Origin of the sequence: Brevundimonas sp., assembly GCF_047617075.1 — a bacterium.
Taxonomy (GTDB): Bacteria; Pseudomonadota; Alphaproteobacteria; order Caulobacterales; family Caulobacteraceae; genus Brevundimonas.
On the sequence record NZ_JBLGCI010000003.1, the window covers coordinates 247,807 to 265,744 of the forward strand.

Annotated in this window: 10 protein-coding genes and 2 pseudogenes; 7 read left to right on the forward strand and 5 right to left on the reverse strand. The window is 65.6% G+C overall.

Features of this window, described 5'->3' with window-relative positions; translation table 11 throughout:
- Positions 1-57: 57 nt before the first annotated feature.
- Positions 58-306, reverse strand: a pseudogene (locus ACI8U3_RS04790) (hypothetical protein); the annotation flags it as partial.
- A gap of 759 nt (positions 307-1,065) precedes the next feature.
- On the reverse strand, positions 1,066-2,160 hold the full coding sequence (locus ACI8U3_RS04795) for a DUF4268 domain-containing protein (RefSeq protein WP_415013726.1): 1,095 nt from the start codon (positions 2,158-2,160) through the stop codon (positions 1,066-1,068).
- A 1,601-nt stretch (positions 2,161-3,761) separates the two neighbouring features.
- On the opposite strand from ACI8U3_RS04795, the gene ACI8U3_RS04800 reads away from it, so the two are divergent.
- On the forward strand, positions 3,762-4,223 hold the full coding sequence (locus ACI8U3_RS04800) for a hypothetical protein (RefSeq protein ID WP_415013727.1): 462 nt from the start codon (positions 3,762-3,764) through the stop codon (positions 4,221-4,223).
- Positions 4,224-4,284: 61 nt separating this feature from the next.
- Positions 4,285-5,058, forward strand: coding sequence for a 3'-5' exonuclease (locus ACI8U3_RS04805; protein ID WP_415013728.1), 774 nt, complete (start codon positions 4,285-4,287; stop codon positions 5,056-5,058).
- Positions 5,059-5,529: 471 nt separating this feature from the next.
- On the opposite strand, the gene ACI8U3_RS04810 is transcribed toward ACI8U3_RS04805, so the two are convergent.
- The gene (locus tag ACI8U3_RS04810) at positions 5,530-7,209 is read right to left on the reverse strand and encodes a recombinase family protein (RefSeq protein ID WP_415013729.1); all 1,680 of its coding nucleotides are present in this window, start codon (positions 7,207-7,209) and stop codon (positions 5,530-5,532) included.
- Positions 7,210-7,255: 46 nt separating this feature from the next.
- Between ACI8U3_RS04810 and ACI8U3_RS04815 the strand changes: the two are divergent.
- From ACI8U3_RS04815 to ACI8U3_RS04825, 3 genes and pseudogenes are all read left to right on the forward strand, one after another.
- Positions 7,256-8,188, forward strand: a pseudogene (locus ACI8U3_RS04815) (ATP-binding protein); the annotation flags it as partial.
- 80 nt (positions 8,189-8,268) lie between these two features.
- On the forward strand, positions 8,269-9,834 hold the full coding sequence (locus ACI8U3_RS04820) for a response regulator (protein ID WP_415013730.1): 1,566 nt from the start codon (positions 8,269-8,271) through the stop codon (positions 9,832-9,834).
- A gap of 40 nt (positions 9,835-9,874) precedes the next feature.
- Positions 9,875-11,587, forward strand: a complete 1,713-nt coding sequence (locus ACI8U3_RS04825; protein WP_415013731.1) for an AmpG family muropeptide MFS transporter — start codon at positions 9,875-9,877, stop codon at positions 11,585-11,587.
- Between the two features lie 3 nt (positions 11,588-11,590).
- Here the strand turns inward: ACI8U3_RS04825 and ACI8U3_RS04830 are convergent, their stop codons facing one another.
- Positions 11,591-13,870: an NADP-dependent malic enzyme gene (locus ACI8U3_RS04830; RefSeq protein ID WP_415013732.1), complete on the reverse strand. Its 2,280-nt coding sequence runs from the start codon at positions 13,868-13,870 to the stop codon at positions 11,591-11,593.
- 117 nt (positions 13,871-13,987) lie between these two features.
- On the reverse strand, positions 13,988-14,824 hold the full coding sequence (gene dapF, locus ACI8U3_RS04835) for a diaminopimelate epimerase (RefSeq protein ID WP_415013733.1): 837 nt from the start codon (positions 14,822-14,824) through the stop codon (positions 13,988-13,990).
- Positions 14,825-14,887: 63 nt separating this feature from the next.
- On the opposite strand from dapF, the gene ACI8U3_RS04840 reads away from it, so the two are divergent.
- Together ACI8U3_RS04840 and ACI8U3_RS04845 are read left to right on the forward strand one after the other, a co-directional pair.
- Positions 14,888-15,691 (forward strand): potassium channel family protein, encoded by an 804-nt coding sequence (locus ACI8U3_RS04840; RefSeq protein WP_415013734.1) that lies wholly within the window; start codon positions 14,888-14,890, stop codon positions 15,689-15,691.
- 84 nt (positions 15,692-15,775) lie between these two features.
- Positions 15,776-17,935, forward strand: a complete 2,160-nt coding sequence (locus tag ACI8U3_RS04845) for a prolyl oligopeptidase family serine peptidase (protein WP_415013735.1) — start codon at positions 15,776-15,778, stop codon at positions 17,933-17,935.
- Positions 17,936-17,938 lie beyond the last annotated feature (3 nt).

The window sequence follows — 17,938 nt, forward strand, 5'->3', positions numbered from 1 at the left end:
CGCCCAAGAGGCCCCTCCCCGGTGCGGTCCTACTTGCAGGTTGTGCCTGCTTTCAGACTACATCGGAATCCTGACCCATTGCCCGCGAAAGTCAAGCGGCGCGTTGACAGCGCCACCAAAAGGCGCCTGCGAGTCATGCTCGGCGCGGGAACGACTGAAGCAGCAGATCCGACATGATGTGCGGCTGCGTCCGCAGATTGGAGCGGACTCAAACTCGTTGAAATACGCCTGCAGGTGCTTCTGGCTGACGCTGATGTAGGTGCCGTTGATGCAGCCCTTCAGGAGCGACCAGTAGCCTTGGATGGTGTTGGTTCTCGGCGCTGTCGGTGCCGCGAACCTGCTTCACCTCATCATAGGGCGTGGTCCAACCCGCCACGCAAACCGATCGATGAGCCTCACTACATGGTCCACCGGGCGCCTCATCCGCGTAGAGCACATCGAGGAAGCCCGCGGATTACCTTGCTGAGCCAGGGCGACCGAACATCGGAGTAACGCGGCGCCAAAGCGTATCCTCCAAGAACAGTACCGCTTCGTCTGGGGAGGAGGGGTCGTATGACGCCACCAAGAGATCGAGCTCAAAGGCCGGGGCCCAACGATTGAGTCTGAGGGCGAAGGTTTGATCAGCACCATACCCTAAGTGCTCCTTGATCCTCGATCGGAGCGTCAAAGAACTGCCCACGTACAGCACCCGCGACGGCTCGACCTTGTTCAGGCGAGGAAACTTCAACAGTCCGGCCCAGCGATTTTTAGCCTCCGAGAAGCAGTCCCGGAGCTCGGAAAGGCTCGTGCTTGGTATGTCAGCATCGCTGACTTGCAGCAGGTAGAGAGAGCGTCCGGACCCGGCGGATCTTCCGACGTCTGCGAGCAACGGCTGCGCCGCACCTTCAGATGCCCAATCCTCCGGTCTGATTCGAAACGTCGACAAGGCAGGCGCGAGGTCACGCACCGCCTCGCGGCCGCGGCTCAAGCGCTCAAGCGCATGAAGAGTTAGGTCGGTGTAGGGCATCGGAGCTACTGTGGATGTGATTTTGAGGCCTGCGGCACGACGACGAGGAACGGCGGCCCTCAAACCCTGAGGTTTGCCACCGGCTGACGCAGGGCACGCTCAAGCCGAACCATCTCTGCTACAAGGCGCTCTTGCAGGTCTGACCATTCGTCCTCAGGCAGGCGCCAGCCGCCGGCAATGCGACTGGAAATCCTGCATCCCAGCTTGCCCGGCAGATCCTGCCAGATGAGCTTGCCGCCGAAGACGGTTTCGATCTGATCCTTCTGCCCCTCAAGCGCTCGGAAGGCCGCGAGTGCTTGATCCGCTCGATCCCGGCCGAAGGAGATGTAACACTCCACCGAGGACTCGTTTTGATTCAGGACGAAGTTCATGGCGAACCCGCTCCGGCCGATGCTACCCGTGAGCCAGTGGTCGTTGCTGGGATTACGGTTGGCCACGACGCTGGTGGTGCCTCGACTTCGCTCAATCAGCTGCGTCCAGAACCTATGGAAAATCTCACGCCGAGCAGACAGGACGCGCTTTTCCTCCTGCCGCTGCGCTTTCAGCTTTGTCTCGTAGTCCGCTGCTTCGGGGAGCGGGATAATCTGCTGGATATCGACGAGAAGCTCAGCGCCGACGCGATGCGGACGCATTCGATAGCAGGTTATGTCAAGCCCCTGCTTGTTCAGCCAGAGCACTGCCGTCGTGATCTCTCGGGAGAAGTTTCCGGAGACGAGAATGATCCGCACCTCGTCGCTCAAGGCACCATCGGTCTCATTCTCCCACCCCAGGAAGGACAAGAGCGCCGCTTCGGCGCTGGGATGATCGAGACCCGTGTAACGCGAATGCGCCGACGCAAGCTGATCGAACGTCATCCCCGACACCATCGCCGCGTAACGGATGGCTTGGAGCTCCATGTGACCGCCGTCGTCGGTCCGTTTTAGCTCAACGACGACCAGCCGCGCTTGGCTATCGAGACACAGAAGGTCGATGCGTCGGTTGCTGTCTTCCCACTCGCCGAATTCCTGTGTGACGACCATCAGGTCGTCTCCGAGGACACTAATGTCTGCCCGCAAGAGGCGCTGGAGGTCTTGACGCTCCTGCAATCGCTCACGCGTAAAGGTCGTTTCCGCAACCCGTTCGAAGCTTTCCCCGGAAATTCTGAACAGCGCCAATCCTCGTCCCTCCCCGGCTTCGATCGCTCGCCTTGTGGTTGTTCCTCTACTAGCGCCAAATTCAGCAGGCGCTACCATGCGCCTATCAGTTGAGGGGGAACGATGGATACGGGCAAGTTGGAGGCGCTGGAGCGACTGATGCGTCTTAGGGACGCGGGCGCTCTGTCTGAGGCCGAGTTCCAGGCAGAGAAGGCGAAACTGCTTCAGGTGCCAGCCTCAACGGCTCCGCCCGAGCCGGACATCGACCCTCTCGAGACTGGTTCGTCAGCTGACCGCGGGAATGGACAGCGAGCCCCTACGCCAGTTTGGGCGCGCAAGAAGCGCTCTGTGGGAACGGCACAGGTTGTCGCCCTGCTGTGTGCGATACTCGTGGCAACCGTGGGGGCTACGATGTGGCTGCTCTATCGCGATGGTGAGCCCGCCTATTCATTCGTTGCGACTGGCCCGGCCAACGTGAGGGATGCCCCAACCGCTGAAGGAAGTGATGTCGTCGGCAGGTTGGCCGAGGGAGACGTCATTGTCGGACGCGTGCGCGCCACCGGCGAAACGGAATGGGTCGAGGTCGTGGATGGGCCTCTCAGTGGCCGGTTCGTCTGGGCTGGAAACCTAGCTACTGAGGGGCCCGACGAGGTCCTTGGAATTGAAGCCTCGTCATACGAACTAGACGCCCGGACGAGTGATCCGGTCCTTCATCAACTCATGGAACGTCATCGATCGCCGGGTGCGCATTGGGCAGAAGTTTCGGGGATCGCTCCGCAGCATGAGGGCCTATACAGCCTGCGCTGCGGGCTTGGCGGACCGGAGTTTCGCGGCAACCGAGTGGACGTTTGGTGGGCCGGAAACATCGAAGAGAGCGATGTCTATAGGAAGATTTACCGATCAGGGGATCGCTACATACAGATCGTGAATGAGACTTACTTCGTTCGAGATTTTGGGTCGGGAAGGATGCGCAGCCTCGAAACTATTTCGGCGGGGAGACCGGTTCCCACTAACTCAAACGCCCCGCCGGTTCCCCGCTGTGGAAGAGGAAGCGGCACCCGAGTCTCCGCCCCACCTGCAGACCCGACGCCCCGGGAGGTATTATTCACAGCGCAAGGGATTACGAGTCCCGACAACCTCGACAGCGCAGATTGTCTCTCAGTGGTCGCAGCTCGGGCTGCACTAAGCTGCAGCGCTCAAATCCTGGGTTCGATGCCCAACGCCTCATACAGTCAGCGCGTGCGAACGGCATTTGCGACCGCAGACCAACATTCGGGGGGCAGGTGCCGGGCGGAATTCGTGCGATTCGGCCAGACTTCCGAAGTTGCTGCGCAGCAGGCAATTGGCGACGTCTATTCGGCTGTGGCTGACGCAGCGGTCTATGGAGGAGACGTTAGCGAACAGGCCATAAACCAATGCATTCGAAACGTCGTCGGCCGCCTGGCAGGCGCTGGGCTACGGTAGCTCCCCTCGCGTTAACGTGAATTGTTGCGGTCGCAGACCAACTTTCATCCCCTAAAACTATGGTGGTGACGCTCGAATTATTTTCGGGTCAGTCTCTGGTCGCATATCTGGACGACGGCATTAGAGCGGCGACATCGACAACCCAGAGCGAGGTGTTCATGTCTCTTCTGAAATCCCTGAAGCTGTCTGCCGCGAAGCCGCAGTCCCAGCCGGCCAGCCCGCAGGAGCGCAACCGGGAAAAACTGCGCGGTTATCTCGCCGAACAGCGAGCGCTGGTCGAGGCTGCCATCGCAGGCAGGCCCCACACGGCCGTCCGCACCGTCACCAAGACGGACGAAGCCGGAAATCGGACGCGCGTCGAGGTCCCGCGCGCCGTCCGCAAGGGCTGGTTCAGCGGCGACGGCGGCAAGGTCTATTTCCAGCTCCGCTACGGCGGAAAGCCGCTAGAACTGGCAAAGGGGATGAGCGCCGTCGAAGCCGAGGGCATTGGGAGCCTCGGCCCCATCATCGACACGCTGGATCAGGCCGTGCTCGCCGGTGAGTTTGATGCCGCTGTGGCCAGCGCTGCTCAAGCGCGCGCCGCGACGATGAAGGCGGCGAAGGCGAAGAAGGCGGGCTAACCTGTGCCAGAATAGATGGGCGGCGATGCCGCCCATCACGCTTTCTCGGCAGGGAGACATCATGGCCCACGTCGTCGTTTTCGATCTTGAGACCATTCCCGATCTGGAAGCGGTCTCGCGCATGCACGGAGTCGAGCCGCACGACGACGCTCAGGCTCGGGGGATCGTCGGGGAGAAGTTCTGCAAGCTACCCCTGCACCGGATCGCCTGCATCGGGGCGCTCATCGCAGAGAGCAGCGACAATGGGTGGATCGTGCGCTCGCTAGGCGCCCCGCACCTCGGGGACCGTAGTGAAGCCGACCTCATCGCTAGTTTCGCTGATCGCCTGAACGACCTGCGGCCCTGCCTCGTATCCTTCAACGGAAGCGGCTTTGACCTGCCGGTGCTGCGCTACCGGGCCATGGTCAATCAACTGTCGGCTCCGGGTCTGTACGCAAGGGGCTATTTCAAGCGGTACTCTGACGATGCGGTGGATCTGTGCGACGTGCTGGCCAGTTTCACCAGCCAGGGCAAATGCAAGCTGGACGAACTATCGCGCATCCTTGGGCTTCCCGGAAAGCCCGACGGCGTTGATGGCTCAAAGGTGGCCGAGTACGTCGCGACTGGGCGCGTTCAGGAAGTCGCGGACTACTGCGAAACCGACGTTGTGAATACGTATCGAGTTTGGCTCCGCTACGAACTCATGCGGGGGACGCTGACACCCGGCGCCTATGACCAGAGCGAGCGAGACCTCGCGGATTTCATCGATGCCCGGTCGGTTGAGAGGCCCCACCTCGCCCCGTTCGCGAGACAGCCGTCGTCGTCGGAAGGCAGTATTGGGAGCATCTCGAATTAGATCGTGGTTCAGTAGCACGGCGTGGGACTTGGCCTTCAAACAGGTGCGCGCGGAAATCCGGATCGGCCGCGATGGCACTATCCGAGCCGACATCTGGGTGAACGCCTTACTGAACGACGGGGATGATGATGACGCGCGCTCGATCCCTGACGTCTCGAACGTGATATCGCTTTCTCAGGCACGGGAAGATCTGACCCGATGCCTCGTCTCCATGATCGATCATCGTCACCGGATGTGGAGGCGGTATCCGGTGCTCAGAAACTTGGCCCAATCGAGTTTCACAGGGCCGGAGGCCTTGGCGGATGCTTATCTCCGTTTTCTCAGGCGCGACCTTGAAGCCCTCTGCGGGCATCGTGCAGGGCCAAGAGGCAGTCCCGGCAGCACAGACGTCCCCGCGATCGACGAGGGTCATTCTGAGGGCTGTTAGGGTGCTGCAACCCTTCCCGGTGCCGGTTGCCACAATTCTCCAGCTCAGCAATGGTCGTCCAACGCAGCGAGTAACGCGCTCTGAGTTTCGGGCGTAGTCGGCTGTCCCTCGAAACGTTGTACGTCTCCGAGAATTTCGCCGAATTGATTGAAGCGGACGGCCATTGCGCCCGAGCGAAAGACCATCCCGATCCGGCCGGCGTCGTCAAATGTCATGTAGTCGACCACTTCTCGGAGACTATGCATCACTTTCTGTCGGGCAGTCCGTCGCGCGTCAGCGTCTGGATTGTCGAGGGATTTACGGACAGAGGCGACTCGCTCTGCGTGCTCCTGTGGAGATGCGCTCCCCCGGGCCCGTTCAAGAGCGTCCTTGGCGGCATCTGCAGCACTGACCAAGGCGACCAACCTCTGCCGAGCGTCAAGCCAACGCTGCTTTACCCCGCTGTCACCTGTCTCCTCGTAAAGGCCGATGAGACGGTCGACCCGAGCCTGCTGCGCCTCTACTTCCCGCGCGGCTTGGTAGAATCCGGCGGACAGTTCGCTGATCGCCTGGTCAGACGAGAAGAAGCTGTCGCTAAGAGCGAAGCTGAGGATGCCGTCGAGGATGCCATCCTCCAGATGCTCATAGCGGTAATAAAAGCCGTTTGAGCAGGCCAACTTCCGTACCCGACGTGAACAGAAGAGGTAGCTTGACTTCTTCTGCGCCACCGGCCGTCCGCTCCGTAGTCGGCTGCCCTCCTGCCCCTTCAGTTGGTATGCCATCGTGCCGCCGCAGATTGCACAGCGACACAGACCAGAGAACAGGTTCCGAATCTCACCCTTGAACCCATTACCGCCTCCGCGCTTCAGCGGCTTGCTAGACCTCACACGTGCCCACTGTTCGGCGGAAATGACCTCCGGATAATAGCCCCGGACAGGTTCTCCAATGGGAGTTCGCTTAAGGTCTCCCCTAGCCTTCATGTGCGGTTGGAATTCTCCGATCACCGCCGGGTTAGAGAGGATCTTCTGCACATAGCTTGGATGCCAACCATCCGCTTGGCTGGCTCCTCGACCCCACGCCGCTATTCCGCGAGCGTTGAGGGAAGCTGCAATAGCCGCTTTGCCTTCCCCATCGATGGTTCGGTCGAAAATCTCCCGGACGATAGCCGCGCGCTCGGGCACCTCAACAAATCTTTGGACGCCTGCATCAAACCTGAGCCAAGCCGGGCAGACGCTGGTGATCGGTCTTCCGGCACCACCCTCCAACGCCTTTCGCTTCATCGCCCAGCTTGCCGCAAGACGTTCGGACTTGTGCTTGCTCTCCTGAAAAGCCCGAAACGAATTGAACACCAGAGACATGAAGTTCATAGGGTTCGCATCGATCATGTACTGGTCGATGACCTGACCATCGTTCACCGTAGCGATACTGGCCCCGGTGGCGACCACCCTGTTGATCCAGTTCACGACGCGGCTAGGAGGCAGTCGGCTTATCCGATCAAGTTGCTCGACAACGATCACCACGTCGTTCGGCAGGTCGCCAGTCTCAATCCGCGTTAGCAGCGCGGCGAGGTTCCCGGTCTGGATATTTGCCCCGGTATAGGCGCTAGTTCCCTCGTCGGTGATCTGCTCGATCAGGGTCCAGCCCTTGGCGTCGCAGAACGACCGGATTTGCCCCTGCTGCCTCGCAAGGGTCGAACCGCGCCCCTGCTCAAGAGAGCTCCACCGCGAATAGCCCACAGCCTTCATCGGACAACGGTAGCCCCGCGATGGGTGTTGTCAAAACAATAAACGGTTGTTCGTGGGCCCGCCCGGATCGGGCAAGTCCATGATGGCCCAGCGCCTGCCCGGTCTGCTGCCGCCCCTGACGCCGCAGGAACTGCTGGAGACCTCCATGGTGTGGTCGGTGGCCGGGCTGATCGAGCGGGGCGGCCTGACCCGGGACCGGCCCTTTCGCGCGCCGCACCATTCCGCCAGCATGGCCGCCCTGACCGGCGGGGGACACCGGGCCAAGCCGGGCGAGGCGTCGCTGGCCCACAATGGCGTGCTGTTTCTGGACGAACTGCCGGAATATTCTCCCCAGGCGCTGGATTCCCTGCGTCAACCGCTGGAGACCGGGGAAATCGTGGTGGCGCGCGCCAACGCCCATGTGCGCTATCCGGCGCGGTTCCAGCTGATCGCCGCCATGAACCCGTGCCGCTGCGGCGTGGGCGGGCCGGGCAAGGGCGCCTGCGGCAAGGCCCCCCGCTGTCAGCGGGACTACCAGAACCGCATCTCCGGCCCCCTGTTCGACCGCATCGACCTGACGGTGGAGACTCCGCCGGTCACCGCCGCCGACATGGCCTTGCCTCCGCCCGCCGAAGGCACCGCCGAGGCGGCCGCGCGGGTGGCCATCGCCCGGCAGGCCCAGGCTGATCGCGCCCGCGAACACGGCTTGGATCCGGATCAGGGGATCAACGCCCGGGCGTCCGGCGACACCCTGGACCGGGTCGGCGCGCCCGATGAGTCGGGCCGCGCCCTGCTGATGCGGGCCGCGGAGGCGGGGGGCCTGACCGCCCGGGGCTGGACCCGCACCCTGCGGCTGGCGCGCACCATCGCCGATCTGGAGGGCTCCACCCCGGTCCTGCGCCGCCACATCGCCGAGGCCCTCGTTTATCGCCGGACCACTGTGGGTCCGCAGGAGGTCGGCGCCGCGCCCGTGGGGGCCGAGAGCACGCCGGCCTGGTGAGCACCGCCTGACGCCGTCCGGGTGATTCGGCGGCCCTTAACCGTTGTCGTGCATGCTGATCCTTCGGTGGAGGGTGAGTGATGAGCGTACGGCGGAAGACCGTGAAGACCGAAGGGGTGCAAAAGGCGCCCGCGACCAATCCGGCCGCGACCGAGACCCACGACGCCCAGGCGGCGGAGCGGTTTCTGCGACTGATGAGCCATGAGATGCGCACGCCCTTGAACGGGGTCATCGGCATGCTGGGCCTCTTGGCCCGCACCCGCATGGACGGCGCCCAGCGCGCCTATGTGAGCGCGGCGCGGGATTCCGCCGAGCATCTGCTGGGGCTGGTCAACGACTTGCTGGATTACGCCCGCGTGGACGCAGGCCATCTGGAGCTGGAGTCCGAACCGGTCGATCTGGAAGGCCTGGTCCAGGGCGTGGCCGAGCTGCTCAGCCCGCGCGCCCACGACAAGGGCCTGTCGCTGGTCTGGACCGTGGCCCCCGACGCGCCGGACGTGCTGGCCGACGAGGGCCGCCTGCGCCAGATCCTGTTCAACCTGGCCGGCAATGCGGTGAAGTTCACCGAGACCGGCGGCGTCCGCATCGCCATCGAGCGGGCGGGCGGGCGCGACAGCCGGCCCAAGCTGGCCTTCATCATCGACGACACCGGCCCCGGCGTGCCGCCCGAGGCGCGCGAGCGCATCTTCGAGGAATTCGGCCATGTGGACGCGTCCGACGCCGCCCGCTTCGACGGCGCGGGGCTGGGTCTGGCGGTGGTCAGGAAGCTGGCCGAGGCCATGGACGGCAAGGTCTGCGTCACCGACCGGCCCGGCGGCGGCGCGCGCTTCCGTTTCGAAGCCGCCTTCCCCATCGCCCCCGGCGCCGTCGCCGGCCGCGCCACCCCGCTGAAGGGCGTCGCCGTGGCGGTGAAATCCCCCGATCCGCTGGTGGCCGAGGCCGCCCGGCAGCAGGTGGAGGCCTGCGGCGGGACGGTGAAATCCGGCGCGACCGTCACCCTGGTGGACCACGCGGAGGCCGAGCCGGGCGCCGTGGCCGCCTGCCCCGTCGGCGGGCGGTGCATCGTGCTGCTCAAGGCCGAGGAGCGCGAGCTGATCGCGCGCTACCGCTCACAGGGTTTCCACGGCTATCTGATCAAGCCCCTGCGGCGCGCATCGCTGGCCGAGCGGGTGCTGGCGGCGGTGGGCAAGGCGGACGCCCCCATCGGCGGCCCGCCCCCGCCCCAGCGCGAGGACGACCGGGTCACCCCGGTGCGGTTCGCCGGCCTGCGCGTGCTGCTGGCCGAGGACAATCCGGTCAATGCGCTGCTGGCCAAGACCCTGCTGCGCCGCGAGGGCTGCGTGGTGGAGACGGCCGGCTCCGGCGACGAGGCGGTCCAGGCCCTGACCCGCGCCCGCTATGATCTGGTGCTGATGGACATGCGCATGCCCGGCATGGACGGCCTGGACGCCGCCCGCGCCATCCGCGCCAAGGGCGACCGCACCCCCATCGTGGCCTTGACCGCCAACGCCTTCGTGGAGGACCGCAAGGCGTGTCTGGAAGCCGGCATGAACGACCACCTGACCAAGCCCATCGACACCGACGCGCTCAGGTCGGCGCTTGCCCGCTGGACGAGCGGCGAAGTCCGCGCCAAGGTCGCCTGCTGAATCGGGGCGCCTGACGGCGTCCCTGCAAAGGGACGCTGACATGGCCGAAGACGTCGCCGAACGCCGCCTGACCACCTGGGAGTTCGTCAAGACCCTCAAGGAGCGGCGCGTCTTCGTGATGCTGCTGCTGGGCATGGCGGCGGGCCTGCCCTTCTTCCTGATCTTCGACACCCTGTCGGCGTGGCTGCGGCAGGAAGGCCTGTCGCTGCAGACCATCACCGCCTTCTCGCTGGCGACCCTGTCCTATTCGCTGAAGTTCGTGTGGGCTCCGATGGTGGATCGGGTCAAGATTCCGGTCCTTGAGCCCCTGCTCGGCCAGAGGCGGTCATGGATGGTGCTGATGCAGATCATCATCATCGTCGGCCTGTGGCTGATCGCCGGATCGGACCCGTCCATGAACCTGACGCGGGTGGCGCTGCTGGCGGTTCTGGTGGGCTTCGCCGGAGCCACCCAGGACATCGCCATCGACGCCTGGCGCATCGAGGTGGTGGACAAGGCCCGGTTCGGCGTCATGGCCGCCGCCTATCAGTGGGGCTATCGGGGCGCGATGATCACGGCGGGAGCCCTGCCGCTGTTTCTGGCAGAGGCCTTCAGCTGGAACCTCAGCTATGCGGTCATGGCGGGCATCATGTTCGTGGCCATCGCGGCGGTGCTGCTGGCGCCGCGCGGCGGCGAGGTGCGGGTGGCGCTGGTTGATCACGGACTGCCCCGGCGTCCGGGACCGGAGGTTGTGGAATGGGCGGCGCGCCTGACGCTGATCCTGCTGGGGGCCTTGTTCGCGGGATCTGGACTCGCGGCCAACGGCACGCTGCTGGCCGGCCTGGTCAATCTTCTGGGCGGCACAGACGCGGGGGCCGAGGCGTTCAAGACAGCGTGGGAAGCGAGACCGAACGGCATCTTCCTCCAGTTCGGGGGGGTGGTCGCCGGGCTGGCGCTGATCGCCCTGGCGTGCGTGCCCATCCCCGGGGTCGTGACGCGGCCAGGCGCCTATCTCCGTCGATCCTACGGCCAGCCGCTGGGCGACTTCTTCCAGAGGTTCGGGGTCAAGTTCGGCGTGCTGATCATGGCGCTGATCTGTCTCTATCGCCTGTCGGACTTCGTGCTGAACCTGATGAACCCGTTCTACATAGATCTGGGTTTCAGCCTCAGCGAGATCGCCGAGGTGCGGAAGGTCTACGGCGTGGTGGCGTCCCTGGCGGGCATCACCTTCGGCGCCTGGATGGTCTCGCGGTTCGGCATCATCAAGAGCATGGTCATCGGCGTGTTCGCCAGCCCGCTGTCGAATCTGGTGTTCGTCTGGCTAGCGGTTTCGGGCCCGAACATGGCGGTGCTCTACGGCGCCATCACCATCGACAATTTCGCCACCGGCGTCGCGGGCACCGCGCTGATCGTCTACATGTCCAGCCTGACCAGCGCGGGCTTCACGGCGACGCAGTATGCCCTGTTCAGCTCGCTCTACGCGATCTTCGGCAAGATCACCGCCTCGCAGTCCGGCCGCATCGTGGAGGAGACGGCGCGCGCAGCCGAGGCCGGGGGCTTCAACAGCGCCATACGCGGATGGTTCGGCCGCCTGCCCGAAGGCTCGCTGGCGGAGGGCGCGGCGACCGCAGGGGTGTCCGCCCCGTCACTGGGGGCGGGCTATGTGACCTTCTTCCTCTACTCGGTGCTGCTCGGCGTCTTCGCCATCTTCCTGGCCTTCTATGTGGCCAAGCGTCAGCCCGAGATCGAGGCCCGGGGCAAGGGTGAGGCCTAGGCCTCACCCCTCCTCGGCGACGCCTTCCTCGTAGGCGGCGAAGGTGGCGGCGTTGAGGATCTGGCTGACGGAGGAGCCCAGCGGCACGATCTGGACCGACTTCTCCAGTCCGATCAGCAGTGGCCCGATCAGGGTGGCGCCGCCCAGGGCCTGGATCAGCTGGGTCGAGATGACCGCTGAATGGATCGCGGGCATGACCAGCACATTGGCCTCGCGAGACAGGCGCATGAAGGGGTGCGCGCCCCGGGCGTCAGGCGTCAGGGCCAGTTCGGGCGGCATTTCGCCCTCGTATTCGAAGTCCACGCCGCGCTGGTCCAGAATGCGGATGGCCTCGCGCACCTTCTCGCCCCGGTCGCCCGGCGGATTGCCGAAGCTGGAATAGGACAGGAAGGCCACGCGCGGGGTGCGGCCCAGCTTGCGGACCGACGACGCGGCCTGGATGGCGATCTCGGCCAGTTCGGCGGCGTCGGGCAGCTCGTGGATGGAGGTGTCGGCCACGAACAGGGTGCGGCCGCGCGCCATGACGATGGACAGGCCGATCAGGGTGCTCTTCACATCGAGCACGCGGCTGACCTCCTTGAGCGCCATGTTGAAATTGCGGGTCACGCCTGTGACCATGGCGTCGGCGTCGCCGTGGGCCAGCATGGCCGCGCCGAAATAGTTGCGGTCCTGATTGATCATGCGCTGCACGTCGCGGCGCAGATAGCCCCGCCGCCACAGCCGCTGATACAGGGCCTCGGTGTAGGCCACATTGTTGGGCGAGACGCGGGCGTTGATGATCTCGATGCCCAGATCCTCGAACACCAGACCCGCCTCGGTGGCGTTCTGGCGCACCAGCTCCTCGCGGCCCACCAGGATGGGCGTGCCCAGCTCCTGCTGCTTGAAGGCCCAGGCGGCGCGGATGACCGATGTCTCCTCGCCCTCGGCGAACACCACCCGCTTGTTGGGGGCGCCGCGCACGGCGGAGGAAATCTTCTGCATCAGGGCGGCTGACGGATCCAGACGCTGGCGCAGGGAGGCGCGATAGGCGTCCATGTCCTCGATGGGCTGGCGCGCCACGCCGGTGTCCATGGCCGCCTTGGCCACGAACGGCGGGATGTACCAGATCAGCCGCGGGTCGAACGGCGTGGGGATGATGTAGTCCGGGCCGAACTTCAGCTTGCGACCGCGATAGGCCACGGCCACCTCGTCCGGCACATCCTCTCGGGCCAGGGCGGCCAGGGCCTCGGCGCAGGCCACCTTCATCTCGTGGTTCACCTGACGGGCGCGCACGTCCAGGGCGCCGCGGAACAGATAGGGGAAGGCCAGCACATTGTTGACCTGGTTGACGTAGTCCGAGCGCCCCGTGGCGATGATGGCGTCGTCGCGCACCGACTTGACGTCCTCGGGCGTGATCTCCGGGTCCGGGTTGGCCATGGCGAAGATGATGGGTTTGGGCGCCATGGAGGCGACCATTTCCTTGGTGATGGCGCCCTTGGCCGCCAGACCGATGACCACATCGGCGCCGACCATGGCCTCGGCCAGGGTGCGCAGAGGCGTGTCGGTGGCGTGGGCGGCCTTCCACTGATCCACATTGTCGCGGCCGCGATAGACCACGCCGTCGCGGTCGACGATGACGGTGTTCTCGTGGCGAACGCCCGCGGCCTTCATCAGGGCGATGGACGACAGGCCGGCGGCGCCGGCGCCGGCCAGCACCACCTTGATGTCTTCCAGCTTCTTGCCCTGCACGTGGCAGGCGTTGATCAGGCCGGCGGTGGAGATGATGGCCGTGCCGTGCTGGTCGTCGTGGAACACCGGGATGTCCAGCAGGTCCTGAAGCTGGGTCTCGATCTCGAAGCATTCGGGGGACTTGATGTCCTCCAGATTGATGCCGCCCCAGGTGTCGCCGATGTTCTTGACCACGGTGATGAACTCGTCCGGGTCGGTGGTCTTCACCTCCACGTCGAAGGAGTCCACGTCGGCGAAGCGCTTGAACAGCACCGACTTGCCTTCCATCACCGGCTTGGACGCCAGATGGCCCAGGTCGCCCAGACCCAGGATGGCGGTGCCGTTGGAGATGACGGCCACCAGATTGCCCTTGGCGGTGTAGTCGTAGGCCTTGTCCGGGTCCTCGGCGATGGCGCGCACCGGCACGGCGACGCCCGGCGAATAGGCCAGCGACAGGTCGCGCTGGGTCGCCATGGGCTTGGTCGGCGCCATGGAGATCTTGCCCGGCGTCGGCTCGCTGTGGAAATCCAGGGCTTCCTGGTCGGTGAAGGTCTGTTTCTCGGTGTTTTCGGGCATGGGGTCGCTACAGGGCACGCGGAGGCGGCGAAGGAAGGCGCGACCCTAGAACCCGGTCGCGCTTCCCACAACCGGAACAGGCTGGACTTTCGCCCTGCCGTCGCCGCGGCGTGCGGATCAGGGCAGCATCCCGGTGGTCTCGACCTCGACCGGACCGGTCATCAGCACGTGATCGTCGCCTTCGCGCCAATCGATGAACAGCTCGCCGCCGTCCACGATGACGGTCGCGGCACGGTCCGTCAGGCCCCGGCGAGCGCAGGCCACAAGGGCGGCGCAGGCGCCCGTGCCACAGGCCTTCGTCAGGCCGGCGCCCCGCTCCCATACGCGCAGACGGATACGGTCGCGCCCTTCCACATGGGCGAAGCCCACGTTCACGCCTTCGGGAAACAGCGGATGATGCTCGATCAGCGAGCCGGTCCCGCGAACGAAGGCGTCGTCTGGGACATGGTCGACGAAAAACACCACATGGGGATTGCCCATGCTGACTGCGCCAGGGGTGTGCAGCAGCGGCGCATCCACCGGCCCCACCTGAAGTTCGATGCCCCGGGTGTCCATGTCCTCGGCCAGGGGGATCTGGTCCCAGGCCAGTCGGGGCGGACCCATGTCCACGGTGACGCGGTGGTCCCCGGCCCGCGCGGCTGTGGTCGGCCCGCCGAGCGTGTCGATCACCACCTGATCACGCCCGCCCGCCAGGGTCAGCAGCCAGCCGACACAGCGCAGGGCGTTGCCGCAGGTCTCCACCACCCCGCCGTCGGCGTTCCACACCCGCATCAGGGCGTCGCCGGTTTCCGAAGGCTCGATCACGATCAATTGGTCGCAGCCGCCCGCCGGGCCGGTCTCCCGATCGGCCAGGGCGCGGGCCTGATCGGGCGTCGGCGCGAAGGGCCGTTCAAGCGCGTTGACGACGATAAAGTCGTTTCCGGCGCCGTTCATCTTGACGAAGGGGTGCGTCATGGTCTCCGCATATAAGCTGAATCCGGCCCGGCGTCAGAGCGCCCGGCGAAGAACAGGCTCTGCATGAAAGCCAAGGCCGAGGAAAAGACCCATACGGGCCTGCGACTGCGGGCGCGCCTGAGGGCGCTGTATCACGGCTCGTCCCGGGCGGCGGTGCGATTCCGCCTGGCCGTGATCGTGGTGGACTTCGCCATCATCGCCTTTTTCATCGCCGCGCCGGTGCTGAAGGACGAAGGCGGCCTGGTCTTCTATGTGCTGGACTATGTGATCGCGGCGATCCTGGCCTTCGACCTGATCGCGCGGGCCTCGGCCTACACGGACTGGCGCGACTGGCTGAAGCGGCCCATCGTGTGGGTGGACCTGTTCGTGCTGGCCACACTGCTGTTTCCCGCGTGGCTGTACAACCTCGGCTTCCTGCGGGTGCTGAGGCTGTGGACCCTGATCAACAGCGACTTCTTCTGGAAGACTGTGGGGCGCGGCTACAACGACACGCGGGTGGAGGACATCGTCAAGGCGCTGGCGGCCCTGATCACCTTCGTCTTCGTGGTAGCCGGCTTCGTCTACACCAGCTTCATGGGTCGCTATGAGGGCATATCCGGCTATGTGGACGCGCTTTATTTCACCATCACCAGCCTGACGACCACCGGATACGGCGACATCATCCTGCCGGGCACCTGGGGGCGGCTGCTGTCCATCGCGGTGATGCTGGGCGGCGTGGGCCTGTTCTTCCGCCTGATCCAGTCCCTGAACGTGACGCACAAGGTGTTTCACCCCTGCCCCACCTGCGGGCTGCAGCGGCATGATCCGGACGCGGTGCACTGCAAGGCCTGCGGCAATACCATCTGCATTCCCGACGACGGGCGCTGATTCATTACAGGCCTGTAACTTTCCAACCGCCCGGCCCGCCCATAGGGTCGCGCGCCCAACAGACACATCCGAGGAAAACGCCGCATGTTCCGTCGTCTGGCCTATGGGGGCCCCGCCCTCGCCGCGCTCGTTCTCAGCCTTTCAGCGACCCATCCCATGGCCCAGACTTCCGAACCGACCCTGACCGAACAGGCCGCCGCTTCCGATCCGTGGATCTGGCTGGAGGACATCGAGGGCGAGCGGGCCATGGAATGGGTCGAGGCGCGCAATGAGCATTCGCTGGGCGTGCTGACCGGCGACCCGCGCTATGACGAGCTGTATTCCACCGCCCTGGCGCTGGTGGAGGCGCAGGACCGCATTCCCTTCCCGGCCTTCCGCCACTCGGCGGGCGGTCAGCGCACGGTGGACAATTTCTGGCAGGACGCGACCCATGTGCGGGGCGTCTGGCGCCGCACGACCCTGGACAGCTACCGCACCGATGCGCCTGAGTGGGAGACGATCCTGGACGTGGACGCCCTGGCGGCCGCCGAGGACGCCAACTGGGTTTACAAGGGCGCCCAGTGCCTGTCGCCCGACGATCGCCTGTGCCTGGTCAACCTGTCCGACGGCGGCAAGGACGCCGTGGTCATGCGCGAGTTTGATCGCGAGACCGGCCAGTTCATCGAGAACGGGTTCAGCCTGCCTGAGTCCAAGGGCGGCGCCGACTGGGTGGATGAGAACACCCTGCTGGTCTATCGCGACTTCGGCGACGGCACCCTGACGGATTCCGGCTACGCCATGACGGTCCGCCGTCTGACGCGGGGCCAGTCCATGGACCAGGCGCCGGAGGTGTTCCGGGGCGAGCCCGAGGACGTGCTGGTGGCCGGTTATGCGCTGCGCGACGCCGACGGCGTGGTGCAGGCCGAGATGGTGGACCGGGCGGTCACCTTCTTCGAGACCGAGAGCTATTTCCTGACGGATACGGGCCCTGTTCGCATCAACCTGCCCGCGCGCCGCTCGGTGCAGGGTCTGCTGGACGGACAGCTGATCGTCACCACGGACCAGGACTGGACCGACGGCGCCGGGACCGCCTTCGAGGCCGGCGACCTGATCGCCTTCGATCTTGAGGCGCTGAAAGCCGATCCGGCCGCGTCCGTCGGCGAGCTGATCCTGCGGCCCGGCGAGCGGGAAGCGGTGGAGGGCGTGACCCTGACGCGCAACCGGCTGGTGGTGGCCCTGTTCGAGAACGTGCGCGGGGCGGCCTACGCCTATCACCGCGCCGGGGACGGCTGGGTCCGTGAGCGCCTGAACCTGCCGGAGAACGCCTCGGTGGGTCTGGGTTCGGCCAGCAGCGAGGACGACCAGTTGTTCGTCAGCGTCGAGGGCTATCTGACCCCGGACACCCTGTGGCTGGCTGACGCCGCCTCGGGCGAACTGGAAACGGTCAAGAGCCTGCCGGCCAAGTTCGACGCCGAGGGCATGCATGTGGAGCAGCATCAGGCCCGCTCCGCCGACGGGACCATGGTTCCCTATTTCGTGGTCAGCCGCGACGGCGTCGCCGCCGACGGCTCCAATCCCACCCTGCTGTACGGCTACGGCGGATTCCAGGTGTCGCTGCTGCCCGGCTATTCGCCCACGGTGGGCAAGCTGTGGCTGGAGCGCGGCGGCGTCTATGTGGTGGCCAACACCCGGGGCGGCGGCGAGTTCGGGCCGGGCTGGCACCAGGCCGCCCAGGGCGTGAACCGCCAGCGCGCCCACGAGGACTTCCAGGCCGTGGCCGAGGACCTGATCGCGCGCGGCATCACCAGCCCCCGCCGCCTCGGCGTCATGGGCGGCTCCCAGGGCGGGCTGTTCATGGGCGCGATGCTGACCCAGCGTCCCGACCTGATCAATGCGGCGGTCATCCAGGTGCCCCTGTTCGACATGCTGCGCTTCCACACCCTGCTGGCCGGGGCGTCGTGGATGGGCGAGTACGGCAACCCGGACATCGCCGAAGAGCGGGAATGGATCGCCGCCTATTCGCCCTATCAGGCCCTGTCGGCCGAGGCGGACTATCCGGAGGTGTTCATCCACACCTCCACCAAGGACGACCGCGTCCACCCCGGCCACGCCCGCAAGGCTGCGGCGCAGCTTGATGCGCTGGGCCATGAGGTGCTGTTCTACGAGAACACGGACGGCGGCCACGCGGCCGGCGCCAACCTGCGCGAGACGGCCCGCCGGCTGGCGCTGGAATACACCTATCTGACCCGCCGGCTCATGGACTGACCC